Source organism: Micrococcus sp. 2A (assembly GCF_039519235.1).
Lineage (GTDB): Bacteria > Actinomycetota > Actinomycetes > Actinomycetales > Micrococcaceae > Micrococcus.
Window position 1 is genome coordinate 1760544 of sequence record NZ_CP154351.1, and the last position, 26136, is coordinate 1786679.

The 26136-nt window shown below is 73.7% G+C and carries 22 protein-coding genes and 2 pseudogenes; 9 read left to right on the forward strand and 15 right to left on the reverse strand.

Going from position 1 to position 26136, the window contains the following annotated elements; genetic code table 11:
• Positions 1 to 90: 90 nt before the first annotated feature.
• Positions 91 to 1572 carry an NAD(P)/FAD-dependent oxidoreductase gene (locus tag AAG742_RS08035; RefSeq protein WP_343282424.1) on the reverse strand — a complete coding sequence of 494 codons (1482 nt, stop codon included), beginning with the start codon at positions 1570 to 1572 and terminating at the stop codon, positions 91 to 93.
• A 127-nt stretch (positions 1573 to 1699) separates the two neighbouring features.
• Here AAG742_RS08035 and AAG742_RS08040 point away from each other — a divergent pair, with 127 nt between their 5' ends.
• Positions 1700 to 2497, forward strand: a complete 798-nt coding sequence (locus tag AAG742_RS08040) for a ZIP family metal transporter (RefSeq protein ID WP_298711974.1) — start codon at positions 1700 to 1702, stop codon at positions 2495 to 2497.
• A 21-nt stretch (positions 2498 to 2518) separates the two neighbouring features.
• On the opposite strand, the gene AAG742_RS08045 is transcribed toward AAG742_RS08040, so the two are convergent.
• Together AAG742_RS08045 and tpx are read right to left on the reverse strand one after the other, a co-directional pair.
• Positions 2519 to 3751, reverse strand: coding sequence for a S1C family serine protease (locus AAG742_RS08045; RefSeq protein ID WP_298711971.1), 1233 nt, complete (start codon positions 3749 to 3751; stop codon positions 2519 to 2521).
• A gap of 8 nt (positions 3752 to 3759) precedes the next feature.
• Positions 3760 to 4260: a thiol peroxidase gene (gene tpx / locus AAG742_RS08050; RefSeq protein ID WP_248117532.1), complete on the reverse strand. Its 501-nt coding sequence runs from the start codon at positions 4258 to 4260 to the stop codon at positions 3760 to 3762.
• Between the two features lie 82 nt (positions 4261 to 4342).
• Here tpx and AAG742_RS08055 point away from each other — a divergent pair, with 82 nt between their 5' ends.
• Positions 4343 to 5233: a patatin family protein gene (locus tag AAG742_RS08055; RefSeq protein ID WP_298711965.1), complete on the forward strand. Its 891-nt coding sequence runs from the start codon at positions 4343 to 4345 to the stop codon at positions 5231 to 5233.
• 4 nt (positions 5234 to 5237) lie between these two features.
• Here the strand turns inward: AAG742_RS08055 and AAG742_RS08060 are convergent, their stop codons facing one another.
• Positions 5238 to 5744, reverse strand: coding sequence for a PACE efflux transporter (locus tag AAG742_RS08060; protein ID WP_248117528.1), 507 nt, complete (start codon positions 5742 to 5744; stop codon positions 5238 to 5240).
• Positions 5745 to 5767: 23 nt separating this feature from the next.
• On the opposite strand from AAG742_RS08060, the pseudogene AAG742_RS08065 reads away from it, so the two are divergent.
• Both AAG742_RS08065 and AAG742_RS08070 read left to right on the forward strand, forming a co-directional pair.
• Positions 5768 to 6193, forward strand: a pseudogene (locus AAG742_RS08065) (ferritin); the annotation flags it as partial.
• A gap of 117 nt (positions 6194 to 6310) precedes the next feature.
• Positions 6311 to 7255, forward strand: coding sequence for a DUF808 domain-containing protein (locus AAG742_RS08070; protein WP_298711962.1), 945 nt, complete (start codon positions 6311 to 6313; stop codon positions 7253 to 7255).
• Positions 7256 to 7326: 71 nt separating this feature from the next.
• On the opposite strand, the gene AAG742_RS08075 is transcribed toward AAG742_RS08070, so the two are convergent.
• The gene (locus AAG742_RS08075) at positions 7327 to 8169 is read right to left on the reverse strand and encodes an alpha/beta fold hydrolase (protein ID WP_298711959.1); all 843 of its coding nucleotides are present in this window, start codon (positions 8167 to 8169) and stop codon (positions 7327 to 7329) included.
• Between the two features lie 111 nt (positions 8170 to 8280).
• Complete coding sequence (locus AAG742_RS08080) at positions 8281 to 9744, reverse strand: sugar porter family MFS transporter (protein ID WP_298711956.1); 1464 nt, start codon at positions 9742 to 9744, stop codon at positions 8281 to 8283.
• A 175-nt stretch (positions 9745 to 9919) separates the two neighbouring features.
• Here AAG742_RS08080 and AAG742_RS08085 point away from each other — a divergent pair, with 175 nt between their 5' ends.
• The 3 genes from AAG742_RS08085 (at position 9920) to AAG742_RS08095 (ending at position 14895) form a co-directional block, all read left to right on the forward strand.
• Complete coding sequence (locus tag AAG742_RS08085; protein WP_298711953.1) at positions 9920 to 11563, forward strand: alkaline phosphatase D family protein; 1644 nt, start codon at positions 9920 to 9922, stop codon at positions 11561 to 11563.
• A 207-nt stretch (positions 11564 to 11770) separates the two neighbouring features.
• Positions 11771 to 13060, forward strand: a complete 1290-nt coding sequence (locus tag AAG742_RS08090; RefSeq protein WP_343282013.1) for a dicarboxylate/amino acid:cation symporter — start codon at positions 11771 to 11773, stop codon at positions 13058 to 13060.
• Between the two features lie 50 nt (positions 13061 to 13110).
• The gene (locus AAG742_RS08095) at positions 13111 to 14895 is read left to right on the forward strand and encodes a bifunctional 3'-5' exonuclease/DNA polymerase (protein WP_343282014.1); all 1785 of its coding nucleotides are present in this window, start codon (positions 13111 to 13113) and stop codon (positions 14893 to 14895) included.
• Between the two features lie 40 nt (positions 14896 to 14935).
• Here the strand turns inward: AAG742_RS08095 and AAG742_RS08100 are convergent.
• Both AAG742_RS08100 and AAG742_RS08105 read right to left on the reverse strand, forming a co-directional pair.
• Positions 14936 to 15220: pseudogene (locus AAG742_RS08100) on the reverse strand (alkylphosphonate utilization protein); the annotation flags it as partial.
• A 28-nt stretch (positions 15221 to 15248) separates the two neighbouring features.
• Positions 15249 to 16340: a hypothetical protein gene (locus AAG742_RS08105; protein WP_343282015.1), complete on the reverse strand. Its 1092-nt coding sequence runs from the start codon at positions 16338 to 16340 to the stop codon at positions 15249 to 15251.
• Positions 16341 to 16594: 254 nt separating this feature from the next.
• On the opposite strand from AAG742_RS08105, the gene arfB reads away from it, so the two are divergent.
• On the forward strand, positions 16595 to 17035 hold the full coding sequence (gene arfB / locus AAG742_RS08110) for an alternative ribosome rescue aminoacyl-tRNA hydrolase ArfB (RefSeq protein ID WP_298711942.1): 441 nt from the start codon (positions 16595 to 16597) through the stop codon (positions 17033 to 17035).
• A 20-nt stretch (positions 17036 to 17055) separates the two neighbouring features.
• Here the strand turns inward: arfB and AAG742_RS08115 are convergent, their stop codons facing one another.
• The 5 genes from AAG742_RS08115 to AAG742_RS08135 form a co-directional block, all read right to left on the reverse strand.
• Positions 17056 to 18039: a cation diffusion facilitator family transporter gene (locus tag AAG742_RS08115; protein ID WP_298987577.1), complete on the reverse strand. Its 984-nt coding sequence runs from the start codon at positions 18037 to 18039 to the stop codon at positions 17056 to 17058.
• A gap of 102 nt (positions 18040 to 18141) precedes the next feature.
• Positions 18142 to 19596, reverse strand: a complete 1455-nt coding sequence (locus tag AAG742_RS08120; protein WP_343282016.1) for a serine hydrolase domain-containing protein — start codon at positions 19594 to 19596, stop codon at positions 18142 to 18144.
• A gap of 143 nt (positions 19597 to 19739) precedes the next feature.
• Positions 19740 to 21398 (reverse strand): AarF/UbiB family protein, encoded by a 1659-nt coding sequence (locus tag AAG742_RS08125; RefSeq protein WP_298711936.1) that lies wholly within the window; start codon positions 21396 to 21398, stop codon positions 19740 to 19742.
• Between the two features lie 33 nt (positions 21399 to 21431).
• Entirely contained in the window at positions 21432 to 22766 is a 1335-nt protein-coding gene (locus AAG742_RS08130) for a DUF4921 family protein (RefSeq protein ID WP_298711933.1), read from the reverse strand.
• A 225-nt stretch (positions 22767 to 22991) separates the two neighbouring features.
• The gene (locus tag AAG742_RS08135) at positions 22992 to 23555 is read right to left on the reverse strand and encodes a mismatch-specific DNA-glycosylase (protein ID WP_298711931.1); all 564 of its coding nucleotides are present in this window, start codon (positions 23553 to 23555) and stop codon (positions 22992 to 22994) included.
• A gap of 68 nt (positions 23556 to 23623) precedes the next feature.
• Between AAG742_RS08135 and AAG742_RS08140 the strand changes: the two genes are divergently transcribed.
• Positions 23624 to 25138, forward strand: coding sequence for an acetyl-CoA hydrolase/transferase family protein (locus AAG742_RS08140; RefSeq protein WP_298711928.1), 1515 nt, complete (start codon positions 23624 to 23626; stop codon positions 25136 to 25138).
• 126 nt (positions 25139 to 25264) lie between these two features.
• On the opposite strand, the gene AAG742_RS08145 is transcribed toward AAG742_RS08140, so the two are convergent.
• Together AAG742_RS08145 and AAG742_RS08150 are read right to left on the reverse strand one after the other, a co-directional pair.
• A complete protein-coding gene (locus tag AAG742_RS08145; RefSeq protein ID WP_002855230.1) occupies positions 25265 to 25690 on the reverse strand; it encodes a hypothetical protein in 426 nt (141 codons plus the stop codon).
• Positions 25690 to 26109 carry an organic hydroperoxide resistance protein gene (locus AAG742_RS08150; RefSeq protein WP_002855232.1) on the reverse strand — a complete coding sequence of 140 codons (420 nt, stop codon included), beginning with the start codon at positions 26107 to 26109 and terminating at the stop codon, positions 25690 to 25692. Before AAG742_RS08150 ends, AAG742_RS08145 begins: the two co-directional genes overlap by 1 nt.
• Positions 26110 to 26136 lie beyond the last annotated feature (27 nt).

Consider the following 26136-nt stretch of genomic DNA (forward strand, 5'->3'; position numbering starts at 1 on the left):
GTGAGATGCACCACACTGTAGCTGGATCGGGCCGGAATGCGAAAGCACCGTCACACGGGTGTCATTCGGCACCCGCCGGAATGGCTCTGCTCACGCCGCCGCACCCCCACGCTCTTTGAGGAGCGTCCGCACCGCCCACGCGCCGGACATGCCGTGCACGCCGGCCCCGGGCGGGGTCGAGGAGGAGGCCAGGTAGAGCCCCGGGCGTCCCGCGCGGTGCGGACGCAGGCTCGCGGTGGGGCGGGCGAGGAACTGGGCCCCGCCCATGGATCCGCCCGCGATGTCCCCGCCCACGAGGTTGGGATTCCACGCCTCCAGGTCCGCCGGACGCGTGGCGTGCGCCCGGAGGATCCGGTCCCGGAAGCCGGGAGCATGGCGCTCGATCTGCGCCTCGATCACGGGGCGCACGTCGCCCGGATGGCCGTGCGGCACGTGGGCGTAGGACCACACCACCGTGCGCCCCTCGGCGGCCCCCGTGGCGCGGGAGGGATCGGCGGACTGCTGCTGGCACAGCATCACGAACGGCCGCTCGGGCATGCGGCCGGCCGCCGCCTCGGCCTCGGCGTGCTGGATCTGCTCCGCCGTCCCCCCGAGGTGGACGGTGCCCGCGCCGCCGAGCCGCGCGTCGCGCCAGGGGATGGGCCCGTCGAGGAGGAAGTCCACCTTGGACACGGCGGCGCCGTAGCGCCACCGGCGAAGGCGGCGCGCGTAGGAGGCAGGGAGGTCCGCGCCCCGCATTCCCAGCACCTGACGGGGCGTCAGGTCGAGCAGGACGGCGTCGGCCTCGGGCAGGGAGCGCAGGTCCGTCACCTCGTGGCCCAGGTGCAGGCGGCCGCCGTGCGCCTCGAGCACCTTCACGAGCGCCGCCACGATGGAGCCGGAGCCCCCCTCCGCCACCGGCCATCCGGTGCTCATGCCGAGGGCCCCGAACAGGGCACCGAACGCGCTCGTGAGCGGCCGTCCGGGCGGCATCATGGCGTGGACGGAGGAGCCGGTGTAGAGCGCGCGGGCCTGCTCCGTGCGGAACACCGTCCGGGCCAGCAGGGCCGCGGGCCATGGGGCGCGCACCCCGAACCGGGCCATCGTCACGGGGTGCGGCCAGGGGCGCACCATGGGGCCCAGCACGTTCTCCACGATCTCAGCGGGGTGCCCCACCACCGCGCGGTGGAGGAGCCGCCAGGCCCGCGCGTCCTCGCCCAGCCCGTCGGCGGTGGCGTCGAGGTCGCGGTGGAGGATGGCTGCCGGCCCGTCCTGCAGCGGGTGGCCCATGGGCACCGCGGGGTGCACCCACCGCAGCCCGTGCGCCGTGAGGTCGAGCTCGTGGAAGGCCGGGCTCACCACGCCGAACGGATGTCCGGCGGCGCCGAGGTCCACCACGGTCCCCTCCCCCAGCACGGGCGCGGAGGCCGAGGCGCCGCCGGGCGCCGCATTGCGCTCGTAGACGTCCACCTCCCAGCCGGCGCGGGCCAGCAGGGCCGCCGCGGTGAGGCCGTTGGGGCCGGAGCCGACCACCACTGCGCGGCCGGGGTCGACGTCCGGCAGGTCGAAGCCGGTGCCGAGGGTGGGGGCGATGTGGGACACGGGGACCTCCGGTGCGGGTCGTCGGACTGCGGCGCCGGGCTCCCGGCGGGGCCGCCGGTCCCGGTCTCCGTAGGATGGTCGCACGCCGCTGGCCCCGTCCGCAGGAGGTGATCGTCGGGTGGATCCCTTCTGGACCGCTGTGGCCCTGACGTGCTTCGCCGGCGCCGCGACGGTGCTGGGAGGCCTGCTCGCCGTCGTCGGGCGCCCGCCCACGGGGCGTGGGCTCGGCTTCGCGCTGGGGCTGGCCGCGGGCGTCATGGTCGGCGTGTCCGCCCTCGAGATGGTGCCCGTGTCCGTCGCGGACCTGGCCCCGAGCCTCGGCCCGCTGGCCTTCCCCGCGGCCGCCGCCGCGGTCCTTGCCGGCGCCGGCGTGGTCCTTCTCCTCAGCCGCCTCCTCCCCTGCCCCGCCGACCTCCCGGCGGCGTCCCCGCGGGCGGACGCGTCCACCCCGGCCCTCGACGCCCGGCGGCTGCACCGTCTGGGCCTGATGACAGCCGGGGCGATCGGCCTGCACAACGCCCCCGAGGGGTTCGTCACGTTCGCCGGCACGCTGCAGGACCCGGCCGTGGGCGTGGCGCTCGCCGTCGCGATGGCCGTGCACAACGTGCCGGAGGGCGTGGCCGTGGCCGTCCCGGTGCGCCAGGCCACCGGATCGCGGGCGCGCGCATTCGGATGGGCGGCCCTCACCGGGCTCGCGGAGCCCGTCGGCGCCGTGGTGCTCTACCTGCTGCTCTCCCCGTTCATCACCCCGGCCCTGCTGGCGGTGGTGTTCGCCGCCGTCGCCGGGGTGATGACGGCCCTCAGCCTGGCCGCCCTGCTGCCCGCGGCGCGCGCGGCCGGAGGCCTTCCCACCGCCGGGGCAGGCGCGCTGAGCGGCGCCGCGGTGATGGCTCTGTCTCTCGCACTGCTCGGCTGACCCGACCCTGCGTCGCACGGCTCAGTGGACGAGCGCCTCCTGCAGCACGGCCTCGGCCTCGCGTTCCTCGCCGCCCGCGGTCTGCCACGTCACGGTGATGCGGGCCCCCACGTTGTGGTCGTTCACCAGGCGGGACATCGCGCTGGCGTCCCCGCCCACGTCCTGGCCGTCGATCGCCAAGATGAGGTCGCCCGGCACCAGGCCGATCCCGTCCCCCGCGGAGTCCGGGGCGACCTCCAGGACGCTGACGCCCTCGGGCGCCGAGGCGACGACGATGCCCAGCGCGCCGTCCGCGCCGATGCTCACCGTGTCCGTCTCCTCGCCGGAGAGCACCTGCTCCACGACGGAGAGCGCCACGGGCAACGGGATCGCGTACCCGTCCACGTCCTGCGCGGTGGTGCCGTCGCTCGCAGCCACGGTCACGGCCACCACCTGGCCGTCCGCGTCCACGAGGGGGCCGCCGGAGTAGCCCGGCACCACGTCGGCGTCCGTCTGCACCAGACCGGTGAGGCGCGCGTAGTCGTCCGTGCCCTCGGTGGCGGCCATGATCGAGCGGCCGGTGCCGAGCACCTCGCCCCGCACCGCGGTGAGGAACCCCTGCCCGCTGCCGTTGCCCACGGCCGCCACCTCGGCGCCGCGGCGGAGCGGGCCCGTGGACACGCTCGCGACCTCCAGGTCGTCCACGCCGTCGACGTCCAGCACCGCGATGTCGTGCTGGGCGTCCCGGCCGAGCACGGTGGCTGCGTGGCGCTCCCCGGTGTCCGCCACGGTCACGAAGACACGGGAGGAGTCCTCCACCACGTGGTAGTTGGTCACCGCGAGCCCGTCCGCGGAGAGCACGATCCCGGTGCCCGTGCCCATCATCGAGCCCAGCACCGTGTCCACCAGCAGCACCCCGGGCGCGTCGGTGACCTCCACGCCCGCGTCGAGGCCCTCGCCGCTCCCCCCGGGGGCGGACCAGTCGACGGCGATCCCGTCGTGGACGCCCTCGAGCGCTGCGGTCAGCTCGCTCGCGTCCGCGGTGGGCGGGGCGGCGCCGCCCGCGCCGGCGTCGGACCGCCCCGCGGAGGACGCGGACGGGCGGTCGGCCGCGGCCAGGTCCCGGATCTCACCGGTCGCGAGGAGGGTGACGCCCACCGCGAGGACGATCGCGCCGAGCACGCCCAGGACGGAGACGAGCGTCGCCAGCGGGGAGCGGCGTCGTCGGGCGCCGCGGGGAGGCCATCCGGCGGGCGGCCCGCCCGATGGAGGCATGGCCGTGCTCAGGCGCGCACGGCGGCCAGCGCCGCCTCGTAGTCCGGCTCCGCGGTGATCTCGGGGACCAGCTCGGTGTGCACCACGCGGCCCTCCGGGTCCACCACGACGACGGCGCGCGCCAGCAGCCCGGCCATGGGGCCGTCCGCCAGCTCGACGCCGTAGACGGCCCCGAAGTCGGAGCGGAACACGGAGGCCGGGCGCACGTTCTCGATGCCCTCGGCGGAGCAGAAGCGAGCGGCGGCGAACGGCAGGTCGGCGGAGACGGCGAGGACCGTGGTGTCCTCCAGGTCCGCCGCGCGCTCGTTGAAGGTCCGCACCGAGGCGGCGCACACCCCCGTGTCCAGGGAGGGGAAGACGTTGAGCACCACCGTGCGTCCCGTCAGGTCCGCGAGGGACACGGGAGCGAGGTCCTGGCCGACGAGCGTGAACGCCGGAGCCTGCTCACCGGGCGAGGGGAGCTCGCCGACGGTGTGGACGGGGGTGCCGCGGAAGTGGGTGGTCGCCATGGTGGACAGCCTAGGATGAGCGCGAGCCGCCGCGGCGCGTCCGCGCCCGGAGTCGGCGGTGGGCGAACAGGAGAGAGCCGCCGTGCATGAACCCCTGACCTCGAACGTCACCGACGTCGCGCTGCTGTTCGAGGGGGGCGGCATGCGCGCCTCCTACACCTCCGCCGTGGTGGCCGAGCTGCTGCGCGAGCGGATCCACGTGGACTTCGTGGCCGGGATCTCGGCCGGCTCCTCCAACTCGGTGAACTACCTGGCGCGGGACGCCGAGCGGGCCCGCGCCGCGTTCGTGGACTTCGCGGACGACCCGAGGTTCGGGAACTGGCGCACGTGGGTGCGCGGCAAGGGCCTGTTCAACGCCGAGTACATCTATGAGCACGCCGGGCTGCCGGAGGCGGACCTGCCCTTCGACTTCGCCACGTTCGAGGCCAACCCGGCCCGCCTCGTGCTGGCCGGCTTCGACGCCCGCACCGGCGAGACCCGCTGGTGGGACCGCTCCGACATGACCTCGCTCGGCGACCTGATGGTGCGCGTGCGCGCCTCCTCCACGATGCCGGTGCTCATGCCCCCCGTGCACGCGGAGGGCACGGTCTTCGTGGACGGCGCCCTCGGCGTGGACGGCGGCGTGCCCGTCACGGCCGCGGATCGGGCGGGGTTCACGAAGCTGCTCGTCGTGATGACCCGCGAGCGCGGGTACGTGAAGCGACCCGAGCGCTTCCCCGCCTTCTACCAGCGGACCTTCCGCCGCTACCCGGCCGTGGCCGAGGCCCTCCTCACGCGGTGGCGGCGCTACAACGCCACGCGCGAGCGCCTCTTCGAGATGGAGCGCTCCGGCGACGCCTACCTGTTCGTCCCGGAGACCATGCCGGTCTCCAACGGCGAGCGCTCCGTGGCGAAGCTGGCGGCGGCCCACGCGCTCGGGCTGGAGCAGGCGCGCCGCGAGATGCCCGCGATCCGGGAGTTCCTGGGGCTCTGAGGGCTCACCCGGCGCCGCCGGCCGAGTCGGGCAGCCCGAACACCGAGTCGAACACGAACGCGTACACGGCCGCATAGACGAGGAAGAACACCAGCAGGCCCGCCTCGATGAGGAACGCCTCCCACAGGCTCACACCGAGGATGAGCGCCACAGCGGGGACGAGGAAGAGGATGAGACCCCCCTCGAACCCCACCGCGTGCAGGGCGCGCACCCACCAGGGGCGGCCGGCGATGCCCGCGGTGCGCTCCCACCGCTCGAAGAGGGAGTTGTAGACCACGTTCCAGATCAGCGCCACGGTCGAGGACACCACGGCGACCGCGAGCGAGGACCCTCCGGGCTTGCCCAGCGCCGCCAGGATCCCCGTGGTGAAGAGGATGGCCAGCGCCTCGAAGACCACGGCGTACACGACGCGGCGCTGCAGCGGCGTGCGGAAGACCCGGCGGGCCACGAGGGCGCGGCGGCCGCCGGGGCCGCGGGGAGAGGACGGGGAGAGGACGGGATCGGTGGGCATCGCGGCTCACCCTAGCGACTTCCGCCGCCGACGACCTCGAGCTCTCCGGCATGGCCGCGTGGCTGCGCCATCAGGCGGACGAGGAGATCGTCCACGCCAACACGTTCATCGACCACGTCACGGACCGCGACGGCTTCGCCCGCATCGGCGCGATCGCCGCCCCGCCCGAGGCGAAGGGCATGACCGCCCTGCAGATCTACAAGGCGGCCCTCGCCCACGAGCAGAAGGTGTCCGAGTCCATCCGCGACCTCTACCGCGCCACCGAGGCCGCCGGTGACCTCAACTCCCGCCCGCTGCTCAACTGGTTCCTGGACGAGCAGGTCGAGGAGGAGTCCACCGTCTCCGAGATCGTGGGCCAGTTGAGGCTCGTGGGCGACGACGGCTCGGGCCTGCTGCGCATCGACGCCCGCCTCGGCCAGCGCCCGGTGGAGACCACCGAGAGCGCCTGACCCCTCCCCCGGTCCGAACGGGCCGGCGCCGACCGGAGGCGCGCGGGTCGTTATGCTCGACTCGCGCGCTTCCGCGCGTCGGCGCCCCGTGCGTCCCCCCGCACCCCAGGAGGAACTATGAGCGGTCTCGTCGCTCTGCTCGATGACGTCGCAGCCCTGGCACGCCTCGCCGCCGCCAGCGTGGACGACGTCGCCGCCGGCGCCGGACGCGCCTCGGTCAAGGCCGCCGGCGTGGTCATCGACGACGCGGCCGTGACGCCGCAGTACATGGCCGGTGCGGCGGCGAACCGCGAGCTGCCCATGATCTGGAGGATCGTGAAGGGCTCGCTGCGCAACAAGCTGGTCTTCATCCTCCCCGGCCTGCTGATCTTGGACTGGATCGCCCCGTGGGCCCTGCCCTGGCTGCTCCTCGCCGGCGGCACCTACCTCTCCTACGAGGGCGCCCACAAGGTCTGGGGCAAGCTGACCGGCCACCATGAGGAGACGGACGCCCCCGCCGTCGAGCAGGGCCCGGAGGCCGAGGACAAGGTGGTGCGCGGCGCAGTGACCACCGACTTCATCCTCTCCCTCGAGATCATGGTGATCTCCATGAACGAGGTGGCGGACCAGGGCTTCTGGCTCAAGGCCGGGATCCTCGCCGTGGTGGCGGTCTTCATCACGCTCGCCGTCTACGGTGCGGTGGCGGCCATCGTGAAGATGGACGACGTCGGCCTGCACATGAACCAGAACGCCCGCACCTCCGGTGCCCGCTCGTTCGGCCACGGCCTGGTGAAGGCCATGCCCATCGTGATGACCGTGATCACCGTGATCGGCACCGTCGCGATGCTGTGGGTGGGCGGCCACATCGTGCTGATGGAGCTCTCGGCGCTCGGCCTGCCGTGGCTGTACGACGCCCAGCACCACCTCGTAGAGCCCGTCACCCAGGCCGCCGGCTCCGTGCTCGGCTGGCTCGTGGAGACCCTGAGCTCCGCCCTGTGGGGCCTGATCTGGGGCTCGGTCGCCGTGGCCGTCATGGCCGTGGTCGGCCGCCTGCGGGGCAAGAAGGAGACCCTGCAGCACTGACCGCGCGTCGGACGCAGGAAGGGCGCCGTCGGATCCTCTCCGACAGCGCCCTCGGCGTCTGGGGGGGCGGGTCAGTCCGCCGTGAGGAAGGTGCGCACGGCGGAGACGAACGCCTCCGGCTGGTCGGCGTGCACCCAGTGCGAGGCGTCGCGGACCGTGACGCGCACGACGCGCGGGAAGAGCGCCTTCATCTCCGGGACGTCCTCGTCGAGGATGTAGTCCGACTTCTCGCCGCCGAGCCACAGCACGGGGTGGTCGAACACGCGGTCCGGGTCCTCGGGGACGACCGGGTCCGGGAACCGCCCGACCTCCTCGAGGTGCTCGAAGAGCATCCGCACGTTGGGCTGCCATGAGAAGTGCCCGCCCTCGCGGCGCAGGTTCTGGAGGAGGAAGCCGCGCACACGTTCGTCGTGGACGTGCTCGGCCATCGCCGCGTCCGCCTCGGCGCGCGTGGAGTAGGCACCGAGGTCCATCTCCAGCATGGTGCCGAGCAGGTGCACGAACTCGTCCGTGGCCGAGGGGGACATGCGCGGGGAGATGTCCACCACCACGAGCCGCTCCACGAGATCAGGGTGGCGCAGCGCGAGGACCATGGCCACCTTGCCGCCCATCGAGTGGCCGAGCAGGTGCACGGGCCCGTCCGCGGCGAGCCCGGCGCGCAGGTGCTCGGCCACGCGGTCGGCCATCCCGGGGTAGTCCACCGCGTCGGTCCACGGCGACTGGCCGTGGTCCGGGAGGTCCACGAGCTCGAGCGTGAAGTCGTCGGCGAGCGCGTTCGCCACGCCCGTGAAGTTGCGGCCGCGGCCCATGAGGCCGTGGAGGAACGCGACGCGGTGCGGGCCCGATCCCACCGTCGTGGAGGCGAGGGGCTCGGCGTCGGTGAGCGGGGAGGAGGAGGAGTCGGTGGTCGGCACGGGCTCCAGGGTAGTGCCGCGCGGGCCGAGGGGCGCGGCCTCCTCGCCTCCGGCGCACTCGAGGACACGGGGCGCGTCCGCGAGGGCACCCGGCACCGGCCCCCGCCGGCCTCAGCCGGTCACGCGGGGCGCCCGGGTGTGCGCCGCGTCGGACATGTCCTCGAGCTCGCGCCCCTTGGTCTCCGGGATCATCGTGGCGACGAAGAGGAACGAGAGGGCTGCCATCACCGCGTACAGGCCGTAGGCAAACATCAGGCCGAGGTCCGCCAGCGCCGGGAACGTCGTGGAGATCGCGAAGTTGGCCACCCACTGGGCGGACGCAGCCACCGCGAGCGCCCCGGCGCGGATGCGGTTGGGGAACATCTCGCCGAGCAGGACCCACGTGATGGGGCCCCACGAGACGCCGAAGAACACCACGAACGCGTTCGCGGCGATCAGCGCGACGGTGGACATGGGAGCGGCGAGCACCACCGAGGAGGAGCCGTCGGCCGCGGTGACGGCCGTGGCCGTGGAGAAGGCGTAGGCCATCGCGCCGAGGCTCACGGCCATGCCCGCGGAGCCGACCAGCAGCATCGGACGGCGCCCCACCCGGTCCACGAGGGCGAGGGCCACCAGCGTCACCACGATGTTCGTGACGGAGGTGATCACCGTGATCGTCAGGGCGTCGGACTCGCCGAAGCCGACCGAGCGCCACAGCGTGGTGGAGTAGTAGAAGATCACGTTGATCCCCACGGCCTGCTGGAACACGGAGAGCAGGATGCCGACCCACACGATGGGCTTGAGGCCAAGGGCGTCCCCGCGCAGGTCGCGCAGGCTCTCCCGCTGCTCGGAGTTCAGCGAGCGGCGGATGTCCTCGATCATGGGGGCCGGGTCGGCGACGCCGGTGAAGTCGCGCAGCACGTGGGCGGCGTCGTCGAGCCGGCCCCGGGCCACGAGGTAGCGCGGTGACTCGGGCAGGCGCAGGGAGCAGACGCCGTAGAGAACCGCGGGCACGGCCGCCGCGAGGAACATCCAGCGCCACGCCGGCATGCCGAACCACAGCGTCTCGGCGGCGCCGCCGGCGACGTTGGCGAACAGCGCGTCCGAGAGGAGCGCCACGAAGATGCCGAGAACGATCGCCAGCTGCTGCAGCGATCCCAGCCGGCCGCGGACCCGGGCCGGGCTGACCTCCGCGATGTACGCCGGTGCGATCACCGAGGCGGCGCCGACGCCGAGTCCGCCGACCAGACGCCACAGGATCAGGTCCACGACCCCGAAGGCGAAGCCTGAGCCGATCGCCGAGACGAGGAAGAGCACGGCCGCGATCACCATGACGGGGATGCGGCCGCGGCGGTTGGCCAGCGGTCCGGCGAACCAGGCGCCCACCGCGCAGCCGATCAGCGCGGAGGAGACCGCGAAGCCGGTGAGGGCGGGGCCGAGCGCGAAGTCCGCCGCGAGGGCGTCCACCGCACCGTTGATCACCGACGTGTCGAATCCGAACATGAACCCGCCGAGGGCGGCGGCGAGGCTGATGCCCACCACCCTGGCGTTGAGTCGCGAGGTGACCTGCCCCGCGGGGGCGTGCTGCTCTGCCATGGTGGGCCGCTTCCTGTCTTCGGTGGAGCCGGACGCCGCCCCCGGAGACGCACAGTGTCCCGTCCGGATGCGCCCCCGCGCAACCGCATCCTGCCGAGTTCCCGACGGCGGCCCGTCGCCGGCCGTTCACCAGCAGGTCACCGTCCCCGCATCTGCGGGGCGGACCATGGGATCCATGAGCGAGACACCGCGTCCCCAGTCCACCGCCCGCCGCACCGTCCTGGCCACCGGCGCCGCCGCCTCGGCCGTCCTCCTGCTCCCCGCATCCGCCGGGGCCGCCCCCGGCCGCTCCGGCAGGGCCGCCTCGCGGCACTCCGGGCTCGTCTCCTCCCGCCTCACGCTGCCCTCCGGCGTGGCCACGGGCGACGTGTCCTCGAACTCCGCCGTCCTGTGGGCCCGCAGCTCGGGCACCTCCCGCCTGCGCGCCGTGCTCCGCGCCGTGGACGAGTCCGGGCAGGTGCTGCGCGGGCGCTTCGAGCACGGCGTGACCTTGCGCTCGGGCTGGGTCTCCGGTCAGACCGACCACACCGCCAAGATCGTCGCGGGCAGGCTGCCCTCCGGCACCCGCTTCGAGGTCACCTACGCGTTCGAGGACGAGCTGGGCCGCCTCGGCGAGTCCGCCGTCGCCCACTTCACCACGGCCCCCGGCACGCGCTTCGGGAAGAAGACCACCGCCGCGCAGTCCTTCGTGTGGACCGCGGACACCGCGGGCCAGGGGTACGGCATCAACCCCGAGATCGGAGGCATGCGCGGCTACGCGGCCATGCACGCCACCAAGCCGGACTTCTTCCTCCATTCGGGGGACACGATCTACGCCGACAACCCGATCCCCGAGACCGTGGAGGTCAAGGGCGAGCCCACGTGGCGCAACATCACCACCGAGGAGACGTCCAAGGTGGCCGAGACGCTGAACGAGTTCCGCGGCCGTCACCGCTACAACATGATGGACGTCAACCTCCGCGAGATGTACGCGGACGTCCCCGTGATCGCCCAGTGGGACGACCACGAGACCACCAACAACTGGTGGCCCGGCGAGGTCCTCGAGGACCCCCGCTACACGCAGGTGCGGGACGTGGACACGCTCGCCGCCCGCGCCCGCCGCGCGTGGCAGGAGTACATGCCGATCGCCGACGGGCGCGCCCTGCGCGGCGGTGACGGCTTCGAGCCGGCCCGCATCCACCGCAAGATCTCCCGCGGCCCCTCACTCGACGTCTTCGCCCTCGACATGCGCACGTTCAAGGGCGAGAACACCCCCGGTCTCGAGCAGACCGAGACGCCGATCCTCGGCGAGGAGCAGCTGCAGTGGCTCATCCGCGAGCTGCGCGCCTCCACCGCCACGTGGAAGGTGATCGCCAACGACCTCCCGCTGGGCCTCGTCGTCCCGGACGGCAAGGGCCAAGAGTCGATCTCCAACGCGGAGCACGGCGCCCCGCTGGGCCGCGAGCTCGAGCTGGCCCGCCTCCTCAAGGCGATCAAGGACCACGGCGTGAAGAACGTCGTGTTCCTGACCGGAGACGTGCACTACTGCGCGGCCCATCACTACTCCCCCGAGCGCGCGGCGTTCACCGACTTCGAGCCCTTCTGGGAGTTCGTGGCCGGGCCCATCAACGCCGGCTCCTTCGGGCCCAACGCCCTGGACGGCACGTTCGGCCCGCGCCTGGACTTCGAGGCGCACGGCCCCGTCATGGGCTCCCCGCGCACGGGCGAGCACCAGTACTTCGGGCACGTGGAGATCCCCGAGGACGGCCGCGCGTTCCGCGTCCGCCTGATCAACGCGCAGGGCACCACGGTCTACTCGCGCACGCTCACCGCGCGCTGACCCCGGTGCCGGGCTCCGGCCCGGCTCCCCCACGACGACGGCGACGCGCCCCGGGCGGGGAGGCGTCGCCGTCGGCGCGTGCCGGGAGGAGGCGGCGGGGACGCAGGACCGCGAGCCGAGGCCGCCCGCCGTGACGCGGGTGGCCGCCGGCCGCAATGAACGAGAGTTCGCCCATCGCCCGGCCTGGTTCGCGCTAGCGTCTCGCCCATGTCCCCCTCGCCCTCCGAGGACGCCGCGCGCCTCGACACCCCCGCCACGGCCGACGCCGCCCCCGCTCGGCGCCCCCGCTTCGGCCTGCTCGCGCGCGTCCTGACCGGCATCGTCCTGGGCATCGTCCTCGGCCTGATCGCCCCCGACTGGCTCGCCCGCACCGCGGCCACCTTCGCCGGGCTCTTCAGCGGGTTCCTGGGCTTCATCGTCCCGGTCCTGATCCTCGCGCTCGTGGCGCCGGCGATCGCCGAGCTGGGCCGCGGCGCCGGGCGGTGGCTCGGGCTCACCGCGGCGATCGCCTACGCCTCCACCGTGTTCGGCGGATTCCTCGGGCTGGCGGCCGGGCTCGCGGTGTTCCCGCACCTCCTCACGCCCGGCTCCATCTCCCCGGTGACCGACCCCACCGCGGGGCAGGCCGAGGCCTTCTTCACGGTGGAGATGGCGCCGCCGTTCGGCGTCATGACCGCGCTCGTGCTCGCATTCGTGATGGGCATCGGCATGACGCTGATCCCGCGGGGCACCCTGCAGCACGGCTTCGAGGAGCTGCGGAGCATCGTCGAGAAGGTGATCAGCGGCGTGATCGTGCCCCTGCTGCCGTTCTACGTCTTCGCGACGTTCCTGACGATGGCCGCCGCCGGAGGCGTCGTCGAGGTCGTCCTCACGTTCCTGGGCGTCATCGCCCTCGTCTTCGTCCTCACGCTCGTCCTGCTGCTCGTGCAGTTCGCCGTGGCCGGCGCGGTCGCGCGCCGGAACCCGTTCACGGCTCTGCGGGCCATGCTCCCGGCCTACGCCACCGCGCTGGGCACCTCGTCCTCGGCCGCGACCATCCCCGTGACCCTGCGCCAGGTGGGCACGCTCGGCGTCCGCCGTCCGGTGGCCTCCTTCGTGGTGCCCCTCGCCGCGACCATCCACCTGGCCGGGTCCACGGTCAAGATCGTCTCCTTCTCCCTGGCCGTGCTCGTCCTCTCGGGCCAGGCCGTGGACGTCCCCGTGATGATCGGCTTCATCTTCATGCTGGGCATCACGATGGTGGCCGCGCCGGGCGTGCCGGGCGGGGCGATCGTGGCGGCGTCGGGGCTGCTGGCCTCGATGCTCGGCTTCACGGAGCCGCAGGTCGCGCTCATGGTGGCGACCTACCTCGCCATCGACTCGTTCGGCACGGCCACGAACGTGACGGGCGACGGCGCGATCGCGCTCATCGTCGACCGTGTCGCCGGCGACCGCATCACCGCGGCGACGGGCGGCGCAGGCCCCACGGAGCCCACCGGCCTCACGCCCGCCGACTGAGTCCGCGAGGCTGACGCCCCTGCGCGTCGTGGCCGAGGACAATGGGGCGCATGCTCATCGTCCTCGGCCCCTCCCCCGCCTCCGGCGGCGCGGCCGCGCCGCCGGACGAGTGGTCCGCCGTCGTCGTCCCGGACGGCGAGGGCGCCCCCGAGCCCGCGGTGCGCTTCCGCCGCGCCCAGGCGCCCGACGTCGTCCGGGGCCTGCCGGCCCGCCTCGGCGCGGAGGCGGCGCAGGTGCGCTGGGTGCTGGCCTCAGTGGCCGAGGCGTACGCGCCGTGGATCGCCGCGGGCGTGCACGTGGACCGCTGCTGGGACCTCGGGCTCGTGCAGCGGATCCTGACGCGTGCCGCGTCCGCCCCCGGCAGCGGGGTGGGGCCGACCGGCGGCCCGGGCGGCGCGGGCTACCGGCCCGTGTGCGAGATCCCCGTCCTCGAGCCCGAGGACCCCGCCGCCCACCCCCGCCACGATCCCGCCCAGGACGCGTTCTTCGACCTGCCCGGCGCGGCGCAGACCGGGCCGGACGCGCTCATGCTTGCCGCGGAGCTGAGAGCCCAGCGCGCGGCGGTCGAGCACTCGGCGCACCCCCACCGGCTGCGCCTGCTCGTGGCCGCCGAGTCCCAGGGAGCCCTCGTGGCCGCGGAGATCCGCGCCGCCGGCCTGCCGTGGAGCCGGCCCGTGCACGAGGCCCTGCTGGCGGAGCAGCTGGGGCCCCGCCCGCCCGAGGGGGAGCGCCCTGCGCGGCTGCAGGCGCTCGCCGAGCGGATCGGCGCGGCCCTCGGGGCCCCCGGCATGAATCCGGACTCGCAGCCCACGCTCCTGCGGGCCCTGCAGACGGCCGGAGTCACCGTGGAGTCCACGCGGCAGTGGGAGCTGAACCGGTGGATCGAGCAGGGCGGGGCGGCGCGCCAGGAGCGGGCCGCGCTCCTGGCGCCCGTGATGGAGTACAAGGCGCTCGCCCGCCTCTGGACCGCCAACGGCTGGCACTGGCTGGACCAGTGGGTGGGCCAGGACGGCCGCTTCCACGCCACCTACCTGGTGGGCGGCGTCGTCACCGGCCGCTGGGCGGCCCACGGGGGCGGCGCCATGCAGGTGCCCTCCGGAGTGCGCGACGCCGTGCGCGCGGATCCCGGCTGGACCCTCACGGTGGCCGACGCGTCCCAGGTGGAGCCGCGGATCCTCGCGGCGATGGCCCGCGACGAAGCGCTTGCCCGGGCCGGCACCACCCCGGACCTGTACCGCGAGGTCGCCGAGCAGGGACGCGCCGCGGGCACCGCGCTGGCCGACCGCGCCCGCGCCAAGGTGGCGCTGCTCGGGGCGATGTACGGGGCGACGACGGGCGACTCCGCCGCGCTCATGCCGCACCTGCGCCGCCTCTACCCGGCCGCGATCGGCCTGCTCGAGCGCGCGGCCGCGGTGGGCGAGGCCGGGGGTCAGGTCTCCACGTGGCTGGGCCGCTGGTCGCCGGCACCGGATGAGGAATGGCTCGCGTCGGTGGCGGACGTGTCCACGCAGGCGGCCGAGTCCTCGGCCCGACGTCGGCGGCGCTCGGCCGGGCGCTTCACGCGCAACTTCGTGGTGCAGGGCACCGCGGCCGAGTGGGCGCTGTGCTGGATGGGCGAGATCCGCCGGCGGCTGCGGGCCGCGGGGATGGCCACGCAGCTGGTGTTCTTCGTGCACGACGAGGTGGTCCTCCACGGACCCGCGGAGGAGGCCGAGGCGGTGCGCGCCCTCGTGGCGGACGCGGCGACGGCGGCGGGGCGCCTGCTGTTCGGGCAGGCACCCGTGGACTTCCCGCTCACCGTGGCGAGCATGGGGTCCTACGCCGAGGCGAAGTGACGGGACCTACCCACGACGCGCGCGGCGCCGGCGGGGCCGCTCACGCCTTCTTCACCACCGAGGACTTCAGGTACATCTGGCCCGCGCCCGGCACCTTCGCCGCGATGTCGTGGCCGTCCACGGGCGACTCCAGCAGGCGGATGCCGCGCACCTTTGTGCCCGCCTTGATCCCGGCGCCGCCCTTGACCTTGAGGTCCTTCGCGATCGTCACGTCGTCCCCGTCGGCCAGCGGATTGCCCACCGCGTCCCGGGTCACGACGGCGGCCTCGGCCTCCGCGGGCGCGTCGCCCTCCTCGGCGGACCGTTCGTGGCCGCACATGGGGCACGTCAGGAGGGCGCCGGTGCGAGGGCCGTCAGGACGGCAGGGCGCCGCTCGTCATGAGCGAGAGCATCATGAGGTCCTGCTGCGTGAGGCGCACGGCGCCGTCCGGCACCGCGAAGTCCCGCACGTCCTCGGAGAGGTCCAGGGCGATGGGCATCTCGGAGTCGCGCATGCGCTGGAGCTGCTGCCGCTCCTCCTCCGTGGCGTCCGCCGCCGGCTCCATCAGGTCGGCGAACTGCATCGGGTCCGTCTCGACCCGACGCATCACGGTGTCCTCCACGGTGTAGACCATGTCCAGGGTGCCGTCGTTGAGCCGGGCGAGCAGCTCGTGCACGTCCGGGGTCTCCTCGCCGCTCTGCGCGGCGAGGTGCTTGCCCACGAGGTCCTTGTTCGCCTCGACGTACTCCTTCACGCGCAGGCGCATGCGGTAGCGGCCGTCCTCCACCTTCTCCGTGTCGCTGTGGTCCAGGAGGGCGTCCTGCAGCTGCTGCCGCTCCTCCCCCGTGAGGCCCTCCGTGTCCACGCCGGCCTGCTCCTCGAGGCCCTGGGTGACCTGCTCGGCCAGGGTGCTGTCGAGACCGAGCCATCCGCCGGTGACCAGGGTGCGCATCCACTCCATGCCGGAGGGGATCGAGTCGAGCTGGCTCTGCATCTCCGCGAGCGTCGGGGCCTCTGCGCTGCCGCTCAGCCGCATGAGCGCCGGCAGGTCCGCCCGGACGAACAGGTCCATGTCCCCGGTCTCGAGCGCCTGGAGGACCATGGAGTCCTTCACCTTCACGTCCATGCCCCAGTCCATGTCCTCCGGCCGGGCGAGGGTGCCGAGCGTCTGGTCCGTGGTGCTGCGCACGTCCATGACGACCGTGGTGTCCCGGAGCGTGGTGATCACACGGTCGAGCGACTCGCGGTCCTCGGGGGACATCGCTTCGTCGGCGGACTCCATCGCGTGGCGCAGCTGCTCTTCGCTCGCCGTGGTGCGGATCTCGGTGCGGCGCTGCTTCTGTGCGTCGACGTCCTCGAAGGCGGAGCGCAGGACCTCGTCCGGCTTCGGCTCGAACATCCCGCAGCCGGAGAGCGTGAGCGCCCCCGCCAGTCCCAGTGCGGCGATCGTGGTGGTCTTCCTCATGACGGTCCTGTCCCCTCGTGCGTGGCCGACGGCGGGCCGTCCGCTCACGGCCCGCCCAGCATGAACGCTAACAGGCGAGGCCGCCTCCCCGGTGCGCCGCACGGCCCCCGTCGGCAGGTTCGCGGACCAGAGAGCCCGCGCCGTCGTGGCGCCCGGAGAGGGCCGGTGGGATCCTGGGTGGATGCACCCCCTGACCCCGCGCCGACGGCGCCCCGCCCCCGCCTGGGCCCGGCGAGCCGATTCCGGGCAGCGCCGTGGATGAGCTGCGCGTCCGCCCCGGCCCCGGCGCACCGCGCGGGCTCCGGGTGCCCGCCGACGAGCTGACGGAGCGGTTCTCCCACGCGTCGGGGCCGGGCGGGCAGGGCGTGAACACCGCGGACTCCCGCGTCCAGCTCAGCCTCGACCTCGCCACGACCACAGCGCTCGACGAGGCCCAGCGCGCGCGGGTCCTGGATCGCCTGGCCACGAGGCTGCACGGAACGGTCCTGACCGTCGAGGCTCACGAGCACCGCTCCCAGCGGCGCAACCGCGCGGCCGCCCGCGAGCGCCTCGCCGGTCTGGTCCGGGACGCGATCGCTCCGCCGGTGCCCCGCCGGCCCACGAAGCCCACGCGCGGGTCCCAGCGCCGCCGCCTCGAGGCGAAGCGGCAGCGCGGCGAGGTCAAGCAGGCGCGCCGACGTCCTGAGGCGCACTGAGCGCTGACGCGCGGAGACCCTCAGCCCTCGTCCAGGGCCAGCGGGGCGTGGCCCGGGTTGGAGAGCGAGAGCACGACCGCGGCGACGTTCGGGTGCTCGAGCAGGGTGTCCTCGACGCGCTGCAGCATCACCGCGGCCTCGCTCTCACGCTCGTCCCCGGCCAGGTCCACCGCCCCCACGAGGAGCATGCGCTCCGGCCCGACGTACTCGAGGTGCAGGTAGCTGACCGAGACGACCTCGGGCCGCTCCTGGAGCCAGCGCAGCGCGCGGGCGCGCACGGCCGGGTCACCCACCTCGCCGACGAGGAACGCCATGTTGCGGGCGAGCAGGAAGACCGCCACGACGCCGAGCAGGACGCCCACGAGGATGGAGCCGACGGCGTCCCAACGGGCGTCGCCCGTGACCTGGTGCAGGAACATGGCCGCCGCGGCGATCACGAGGCCCGTGAGGGCCGAGGCGTCCTCCACCCACACCGCACGGAGCGTGGGGTCGGAGGTGCGCTGGAGGAACTGGAAGCGGCTGATGCGCCGTTCCTCGGCGTCCCGGTTCACGCGGCGATGCGCGTTGAGGAAGGAGTAGCCCTCGAGCACGAAGGCGACGGCGAGCACGATGTACGCGAGCGTGTAGTCCGACTCCCCCTCGTCCACGCCCCACACCGAGATGCCGTGCCACACGGAGACGGCGGCGCCGACGGCGAACAGGCCGAACGCCGCGACCATGGACCACACGTAGGCGGCGCGGCCGTAGCCGAGGGGGTGCCGCTCGTCCGCGGCCTTGACCGCCCGCTTCTCTGCGAGGAGCAGGAAGACCTCGTTGCCGGCGTCCGCCCACGAGTGCGCGGCCTCCGCGACCATGGCCGCCGATCCGGTGATCGCGCCGACCACCGACTTCACGATCGCGATCGCCGCGTTCACGCCGAGGGCGATGAGGACGGTCAGCAGGCCCTCGCCGCCTCCGTCCTGCGACGTCGTCCTGGGTGCTTCCTCGAGGCCGGTGTGACTCATGGGCAGAAGTCTGCTCCCTTCCGGCCCGAATTCCCCGCGCGGAGGGCCGTGCCGGCCGCGCGAGATCCGTCACTCATGGAGCTCGCGGTCGGTCGGCGCGCCTCACTCCTGGGCGGACCCGGCGTCCCCCCGCGCCCAGTGCTCGCCGCGCCGGGCCAGGAACGCCTCCTCGGGCCAGCTGCTGACGCCGGTGACGCGCACCCGGGTGACACGCCCGTCGTCGTCGAGCTCGAAGGGGATGCGCTCCCCCGCGGCGACGAAGCCGTCCGTGTCCTCCACGCGCAGCGTGGTGGCGTCCAGGGCGCGCAGCTCCTCCTTCGCGTCGAGGGGGCCGGGGGTGGTGGGGTCGAGGCGGACGAGCCGGTCACCGCCGCGCACGATGTCCATCTCCCCCCACAGCGAGACGTAGCGGCCGGTGAGGCGGTCCAGATCGGCGGGTGCGACGCCGTCGGGCAGGGCCTGCCAGTCCGCGGCGGGCGCCGTGAGCAGGTCCACGAGCTGGACGAGCCCCACGGCGAGCGCCTCGGCCGGCCCGTCCACCGCGTTGGTGAGGACGCAGACCGCGAGCCCGTCCGTCGGGTCCACGAGCGTGCGGGTGATCTGCCCGGGGAACCCGCCCGAGTGGCCGACCATCCGCCGCTCCCCCACCGTCGTTCCGATGAGGCCGAGTCCGTAGGTGCCCGTGCCGGTGCCGCGCTCGAACCTGGCCTCGGCGCGGTGCATGAGGCGCAGGGTGCGGTCGGTGAGGAGCTCCCTGCGCCCCAGCGCGAGGGCGCCGAAGAACCTGCTGAGCTCCTCGGCGCGGGAGACGAAGCCGGTGGCGGCCGCGAGCGCGCCGGTGGTGGCCTGGTCGATGGTCACGCGCCGGCGGTCGCGGCCCGTGCCGTGCGCGCGGGTGTGGCCGACGGCGGCACGGCGGTCGAGCTCGTCCGTGAGCTCGGGGTGGGTGTCCGTCAGGCCCAGGCGCGCGACGACGTCGTCCGCCACGTGCTCGGCGTAGTCCCGGCCCGTGACCTGCTCGATGATCGCGCCGAGGACCCCGTAGCCGATGTTCGAGTACTTGAAGTGCTCCTGCGGGGCATAGGCGGCGCCGTGCTCCCGGACGACCGCGAGGAGGGCATCCGGGTCGAGGAAGTCCTTGTCGAGCACCCAGAAGTCGGCGTCCACGCCGTCGCGGATCGCGCCGGAGGTATGGCTGAGCAGCTCGCGGACGGTGGCGCCTGCGAGGGGGGTGTCCGCGCAGCGCGGGAGGAGGTCGGCCACGGTGTCGTCCAGCCGCAGGCGGCCGGCCTCGACGAGGCGCATCACGGCGACGGCGGTGAACGTCTTGGAGTGGCTGGCCACCCGGAAGAGGTGGTCCGTGGTGAGGGGATCGCCCGAGGACTCGTCCGCGACGCCGAACGCCTCGGAGAGGACCAGCTCGTCCCCGATCCGGACGGCGACCTGAGCGCCCGGGACCTGGCGGGTCTCCACCTGCGTGGCGAGCCATCGGGAGAGGTAGGGGGCGATCTCGCGGAGGCGGGCGGGGGTGAGCTGCGGCAGCGTGCGGGTGACCATGGTCACCCAGCCTACGACCGGGCCGAGGCGCTGGAGGGCACCGCCGGTGTCGACCGGCGCACCCTCGCCTTCGAGAGCACCTCGGTGGGCAAGACGACGACGGCCCAGCGCGTCCGCCTCCTCCGCTCGGCGCGACACCGCCCTCAGCGTCGGGGCTTGCGCCGCGGACGCCCGGTCCACGCCAGGTAGACGCTGCCGCCGGTGAGCGCGGCTCCTCCGGCGGCGACCACGGGCGCCGCGTACCGGCCGAGCTGGTCCTTGTAGGCCACGAGCACGTTGGTGCCGCCGGAGATCATCGCGGCCACCACCATCGCGGCCACGATCCGGTCCCCCGTGCGCTCGACGCGGGCGACGAGGGGCTCGAGCTCGCCGGTCTTGAGGTTCACGTCCACGCCGCCGTCGTCGAGGCGCTCGAGGAACTTGCGCGCGTACCCGGGCAGGTCGAAGCCGAGCTCGGCCGCGGCCGCGGCTGCGCCGGCCACGCGTGCGGCGAGGCGCCGGGGGTTCAGATGCTCCCCGGCCATGCGCGCGGCGAACGGGGTGAGGACGAAGGAGTAGTCGAAGCCCGGGTGGAGCCGCACGCCGACGCCGTCCACGATGATCAGCATCCGGCACAGCTGCACGAGCTCCGGCGGCAGCGCCAGCCGGTGGTGCCGCACGATCGCGAAGACCTGGGAGACGATCTGGTCCACGCGGATCTCCGCGAGCTCGGCGCCGTCGAGGCGGGAGGTGATGCGGAAGACCTCCCAGCGCAGGCGGCGCCGGTCCACGGTGCCGCGCGGAGGCGCGATCTCCAGGAGCCCCCGCACGAGCCCGTCGGTGTCCTGGCTCGCGAACGCCATCGCCATGCGGGCGAACTGGCGTCGGACAGCGGGGCTGATCCGGCCGACGGAGCCGAAGTCGATGAACCCGATCGTGCCGTCGGACTCGATGAACAGGTTGCCCGCGTGAGGGTCCGCGTGGAACACCCCGTGCTCGAACACCATGCGCAGCAGGACGTCGGCGGCGCGGTAGGCGAGGTCCTCGCGGTCCACGCCGGCGGCGTCCAGGGCGTCGACGTCGTCCACCCGCAGGCCGGAGAGGCGCTGCATGGTCAGCACGCGCGAGGACGTGGTCTCCCAGTCGATCCACGGGAAGCGCACGCCCGGAGTGCCCGCGAAGTTGGCCGCGATCTCCTCGCACGCCCGCGCCTCCACCAGGTAGTCCAGCTCGGCCCGCAGGGAGCGGTCGAACTGCTCCACCATCCCCACGATGTCCATGTCCTGCAGCGTCTGGAAGGCGCGGGAGAGGCGCCCGGCCAGCGTCCGCAGGATCTCCAGGTCGGTCTGGACCTCCTCCACCACGCCGGGCTTGCGGATCTTCACGACGACGTCGCGCCCGTCCCGCAGCCGCCCCAGGTGCGCCTGGCCAATCGAGGCGGTCGCCAGCGGCGTCGTGTCGAACCACGCGAAGATCTCGTCCACGGAGGCCCCGAAGTCCTCGCGCACGGTCTCGGCGAGCGCCTCGAACGGGATGGGGGTGGTGCTGTCCGTCAACCGGGCGAACGCACGGCAGTAGCTCTCCGGGAAGAGGTCGGGCCGGGTCGAGATCAGCTGGCCCAGCTTCACGAACGTGGTCCCGAGCTCCTCGAAGGTGCGCACCACGAGCTCGGGGCGGGCGGCGGCGTCGACGCCTCCCAGGTGAGCCTGCCGGTCCGTGGCCGGCAGCCAGCGGCCGAGCCCGGCCTGCACGGCCGTCGCGTAGAGGCCGTTCCGGGACATGACGTGGGCGATCTCACGGTAGCGCTGGAGCTGGCGGGCCATGGGGTCCACGCTACGCGAGGGGACGGCCCGCCCCTACCGCCTGGCGTAGCGCAGCATGTTCGGCCGGCACGGCGCCTCGGCGGCGATCAGCATGTCCGGCGCCACCGCCCCCTCGGCCCGGAGGGAGAAGAGCCGGTCCACCACGCGGTCTCGCACGCCGTACGGGCTGATCGCGTTGACGTTGATCTTCGTCGCGCCCTCGAAGCCGGCCAGCGTGGAGACACGCCATTTGAGGCACACCCGCCACGGCATGCCGGCCTCGACGTCGGCCGGGCGGGTGTGCCACTCCTCGTTGCAGGGCACGTCCGCGCCGGTCGCGGCGTGGGCGGCGTGGAGCAGGTCGGACATGCCGCGCAGCTCCTCGGGCGCCTGGGCCCACGGATCCGACTCCGCGCTCTTGGAGTACACCTCGAGGGTCGGGTAGCGGTGCCCGAAGCCGGCGAACATGACGGCGTGCTCGTTCTCCGCGATCACCAGGCTGTGGCGGGCCGCGTAGTTGACGGCGTCCTCGTTGAAGACGTTCGGGTCGGCGCGCAGCCGCGCGAGCACCGCCTCGTTCTGCGCTCCACGCTCGTCGATGGCCACCAGCTGCTTGTGCAGGTGGTCGAAGGAGGCGCCGGCGGGCTTGAGCCAGTTCTGGAACACCGAGACGTAGCGGACGTCGCGGTTGGCCTCGTACAGCGCGCGGGCGGCCTCCGCGGTGAAGGCGATGAACGCGTGGTGCTCGTCCAGGGTCAGCGTGCCGGCGCTGGCCAGCCGGTGGTCGTCCGCGGCGCCGTCCACGTAGTGGCGCCGGGCGATGATCACGTCGTGCCCGCCGCCGAAGAACCCCGAGGCCGCATCGATCGTCTCGCCCTCGGACATCGCGTCGATCTCGTCGGGGCTCCTCCCCGCGGCCCGCAGCTTCGTCCCGACGACGGCGCGCACGTGGGCCCGGCCGGCCTCCGAGGCGAGGTAGTCATCGCGGTGGCGCCGCGCCGCCGTCGTGAGCTCGTAGCCGTAGTTGGCGCGCCAGTAGTCGTAGCTGAGGATCTCGAAGAGGTTGGGGACCCGGCGGAACGCGGCGACGGTGTCGAAGAGGTGCTCAGCACCGAGGCCGGCGAGGGTCTCGAAGGACCCTCCCGCGCCGCGGACGACGCGGGCCTTCTCCGGCGGGGTCTCCAGGTATCGCCCCGCGCAGAACGCGCAGTGACGGTCGTGCTCAGCCGGATCGAGGGGGCGCGGCTCCGGCCGCGCGAGCCCCAGCGGGCGGTTGGCCCGCCCCGGGACGGTCCACACCTCGGTGCCGCTGAACGGGTTGACCTGCTTGATCGTGCCGTCCGCCATGGTGCGGAGGAACTGCGGCGCGTGCTGGTGGGGCTGGAGCATGGCTCTCCTCGCGGGGCGGCGGCGTCGGGACCAGGCTAGCGGCCCCTCCCGTGCCGTCTCGGCTCACCGGGCCATCCGCGGCGCGAGCGTCTGCCGGATCTCGCTGACCACGACGGGACCGACGTTCCGACGCCGGAGCGGTGAGGCGCCGATGCGTCTGCCTGCTGCCACGGATGGCGGGGGTCTCCGTCCTTCGCCCAGACTCGGGCGCGCAGCTGACCTCGTCTACAGGGTCCCCGCCGCGCTCGCGATCGCCCGGTAGTCCGCGGCGAGCGAGTCCAGCGTCGCGTGGGCATTGAGCCCGCTCGGATTCGGCGCCACGAACAGGCGGGTGCTCGGCCACGGCGAGTCCTGCTCCCCCAGGCGCGCCTTCGGCACGCCGAACGCCGTCCGGTAGGAGGTCACCCCCAGCACCGCGACGGCGGCGGGCGCGTGCGCGGTGACGAGGGCGTCCAGCCGGGCGGGGGCGGCCTCGAGCTCGGCCCGCACGAGCTCGTCGGCGCGGGCCGTGGCGCGCGGGACCAGGTTGGAGATGCCGATGCCCTTGGCCCGGAGCTCGGCCAGGCCGACGTCGGGATAGCCGCCGGAGGCGTCGATGAGGTGCGAGGTGATGCGGGCCCGGTGCAGGGCCGGGTAGAAGCGGTTGCCGGGTCGGCCGAAGTGCGCGCCCGTGGCGGCGCTCCACAGGCTCGGGTTGATGCCCACGAACAGCAGGCGCAGCGGGTCCGGGAGCAGGTCCGGCACGGTGCGGTCGCGGAACTCCTGGAGCTCGGCCTGGGTGAAGCGCATGCCGACACCCTGGCACAGGTACCCTGGCCCTTGCCCGTCCTCGTCCGCATCACGCCCCTGGAGGCTCCATGTCGTCTCGCATCCATCATCCCGGACTGAAGGCCAAGGTGATGTCCGCGGCGGAGGCGGCGGCGTTCATCCAGCCGGGGACCACGGTGGGCATGAGCGGCTTCACCGGATCGGGCTACCCGAAGGCCGTGCCCATGGCTCTCGCCGAGCGCATCAAGGCCGCGCACGCCCGCGGCGAGGACTTCCGCATCAACCTCCACACCGGCGCCTCCACGTCCACGGAGATGGACGGCGCGCTCGCCGAGGCCGACGGCGTCGCGCTGCGCACCCCGTTCAACACGGACCCCACGATGCGCGCGAGGATCAACGCGGGCGAGACCGAGTACGTCGACACGCACCTCTCCCACCTGGCCCAGACCGTGTGGGAGGGCTTCTACGGCCCGATGCACACCGCCGTGGTCGAGGTGTCCGCGATCCGGGAGAACGGCCGGCTCGTGCCGAGCTCGTCCGTGGGCAACAACAAGTCCTGGCTGGACCTCGCAGACCAGGTGATCCTCGAGGTGAACTCGTGGCAGAGCGAGGACCTGGACGGCCTGCACGACGTCTACTACGAGACCGCCCTGCCGCCGCACCGCAAGCCGGTCGGGGTCACCCACCCGGCGGATCGCATCGGCGTCACGGACTTCGGCGTGGATCCGGCCAAGGTGGTGGCCGTCGTCGAGACCCATGCGCCGGACCGCAACTCGGCGTTCAAGCCCGCCGACGCCGACTCGGTGGCCATCGCCCAGCACCTCGTGGAGTTCTTCGAGCACGAGGTGGCCCAGGGCCGGTACGACGAGCGCCTGCTGCCGTTGCAGTCGGGCGTGGGCAACGTGGCGAACGCCGTGATGGCCGAACTCGTGAAGTCCCGCTTCCACGGGCTGACCGCCTTCACCGAGGTGGTGCAGGACGGCATGCTCGACGCGCTGGACTCGGGAACCCTCTCCATGGCCTCGTGCACGGCGTTCTCGCTCTCCACGGAGGCCGCCGAGCGCTTCAACTCCCACGTGAACCAGTACCGGGACAAGCTCATCATCCGCACCCAGGAGATCTCCAACCACCCGGAGCTCGTGCGCCGCCTCGGCATCCTGGCGATGAACGGCATGCTCGAGGCCGACCTCTACGGCAACGTGAACTCCACGCACCTCATGGGCACGAAGATGATGAACGGCCTCGGCGGCTCCGGCGACTTCGCCCGCAACGCGTTCACCTCGTTCTTCCTCACGCCGTCCGTCGCGAAGAACGGGGCGATCTCCTGCATCGTGCCGATGGTCTCCCACGTGGACCACACCGAGCACGACGTGCACGTGCTCGTCACCGAGCAGGGCCTGGCCGACCTGCGCGGCCTCTCCCCCAAGCAGCGCGCCCGGGTGGTCATCGACAAGTGCGCCCACCCGGACTACCGCGAGCAGCTGCGGGACTACTTCGACCGCGCGATGCGTGAGTCGGAGGGTCTGCACACCCCGCACCTGTTGGGCGAGGCCCTGTCCTGGCACCAGCGCTTCCTCGAGACCGGGACGATGCGTCACGGCTGACGGCCCGCCGGACCGGACACCTGCGGGACACCTGCGGAACGGGCCGCGCCTCGCGGCGGGGTGAGATCACGCCGGCTCCGGGCACGTGCCCGGAGCCGGCGTGGGACCGCAGGGCCGACGACGGCGTCAGCGGCGCCCGCCCTGCTCCCGCTCGGGGATTCCCGCGGCCCACAGGGCGGCCGCGATGAGGGCGGGCTGGCCGAACAGCCGCGCCAGGCGGCGGCCGTCCGTGTCCAGCCCGAAGCCGTCCTTGCGCTCGGCGTACTGCCCGATGTTCCCGGGGTAGATCGCCGTGTAGAAGGCCGCCAGGGCGGTGCCGGTCAGGCGGCGCTGCCCGGGGAGCGCCAGCAGAGCGGCCCCAAGGCCGATCTCAGCCACGCCGGATCCGAGCACCACGAGGTCCGCCGGGAGCGGGACCCACGAGGGCACCTGGGCGCGGAACTCACGGCGCGCCACGGTGAGGTGGGACAGCCCCGCGGCGGTCATGAACCCGCCGAGGCCGAGGCGGGCGGCGGTCTGGGAGAGGGGGGCGGACTGCCGGCGCTTCGTCATCACGCCTCCCCGAGCTCGAGGACGACGTCGATGTTGCCCCGGGTGGCGTTCGAATAGGGGCACACCTGATGCGCCTGCTCCATGAGGGCGCGGGCCTGGTCCGCGGGGACGTTGGGCAGCACGACCTCGAGGGTGACCTCCAGGCCGAAGCCCTCACCCTGGCGGCCGATGCCCACGCGCGCGCCGACGGAGGAGTCGGTGATGTCGGCACGGGAGGCGCGGGCGACCATCTGCAGGGCCGAGTGGAAGCACGCGGCGTAGCCGGCGGCGAACAGCTGCTCGGGGTTGGTGCCCTGGCCGGAGCCGCCCATCTCGGTGGGCACGGCGAGGTCGAGGTCGACCCGCCCGTCGGTGGTGCGGACATGGCCGTCGCGGCCGGCGCCGGTGCTGAGCGCCTCGGCGGTGTAGATGGTCTCCATGAGAGGTCCTTTCATCCGCCCGCCCCG

What these genes read in the sequence shown, in the direction of transcription:
- AAG742_RS08135 (WP_298711931.1), bottom strand. Translation starts at nt 23,555, where the DNA reads ATGCGCTTCACCCAGGCCGAGCTCCAGGAGTTCCGCGACCGCACCGTG.
- AAG742_RS08085 (WP_298711953.1), top strand. Translation starts at nt 9,920, where the DNA reads ATGAGCGAGACACCGCGTCCCCAGTCCACCGCCCGCCGCACCGTCCTG.
- AAG742_RS08060 (WP_248117528.1), bottom strand. Translation starts at nt 5,744, where the DNA reads ATGCCCACCGATCCCGTCCTCTCCCCGTCCTCTCCCCGCGGCCCCGGC.
- AAG742_RS08125 (WP_298711936.1), bottom strand. Translation starts at nt 21,398, where the DNA reads ATGGCCCGCCAGCTCCAGCGCTACCGTGAGATCGCCCACGTCATGTCC.
- tpx (WP_248117532.1), bottom strand. Translation starts at nt 4,260, where the DNA reads ATGGCGACCACCCACTTCCGCGGCACCCCCGTCCACACCGTCGGCGAG.
- AAG742_RS08095 (WP_343282014.1), top strand. Translation starts at nt 13,111, where the DNA reads ATGCTCATCGTCCTCGGCCCCTCCCCCGCCTCCGGCGGCGCGGCCGCG.
- AAG742_RS08145 (WP_002855230.1), bottom strand. Translation starts at nt 25,690, where the DNA reads ATGACGAAGCGCCGGCAGTCCGCCCCCCTCTCCCAGACCGCCGCCCGC.
- AAG742_RS08130 (WP_298711933.1), bottom strand. Translation starts at nt 22,766, where the DNA reads ATGCTCCAGCCCCACCAGCACGCGCCGCAGTTCCTCCGCACCATGGCG.
- AAG742_RS08120 (WP_343282016.1), bottom strand. Translation starts at nt 19,596, where the DNA reads ATGGTCACCCGCACGCTGCCGCAGCTCACCCCCGCCCGCCTCCGCGAG.
- AAG742_RS08070 (WP_298711962.1), top strand. Translation starts at nt 6,311, where the DNA reads ATGAGCGGTCTCGTCGCTCTGCTCGATGACGTCGCAGCCCTGGCACGC.
- AAG742_RS08115 (WP_298987577.1), bottom strand. Translation starts at nt 18,039, where the DNA reads ATGAGTCACACCGGCCTCGAGGAAGCACCCAGGACGACGTCGCAGGAC.
- AAG742_RS08045 (WP_298711971.1), bottom strand. Translation starts at nt 3,751, where the DNA reads ATGCCTCCATCGGGCGGGCCGCCCGCCGGATGGCCTCCCCGCGGCGCC.
- AAG742_RS08140 (WP_298711928.1), top strand. Translation starts at nt 23,624, where the DNA reads ATGTCGTCTCGCATCCATCATCCCGGACTGAAGGCCAAGGTGATGTCC.
- AAG742_RS08150 (WP_002855232.1), bottom strand. Translation starts at nt 26,109, where the DNA reads ATGGAGACCATCTACACCGCCGAGGCGCTCAGCACCGGCGCCGGCCGC.
- AAG742_RS08105 (WP_343282015.1), bottom strand. Translation starts at nt 16,340, where the DNA reads ATGAGGAAGACCACCACGATCGCCGCACTGGGACTGGCGGGGGCGCTC.
- AAG742_RS08080 (WP_298711956.1), bottom strand. Translation starts at nt 9,744, where the DNA reads ATGGCAGAGCAGCACGCCCCCGCGGGGCAGGTCACCTCGCGACTCAAC.
- AAG742_RS08090 (WP_343282013.1), top strand. Translation starts at nt 11,771, where the DNA reads ATGTCCCCCTCGCCCTCCGAGGACGCCGCGCGCCTCGACACCCCCGCC.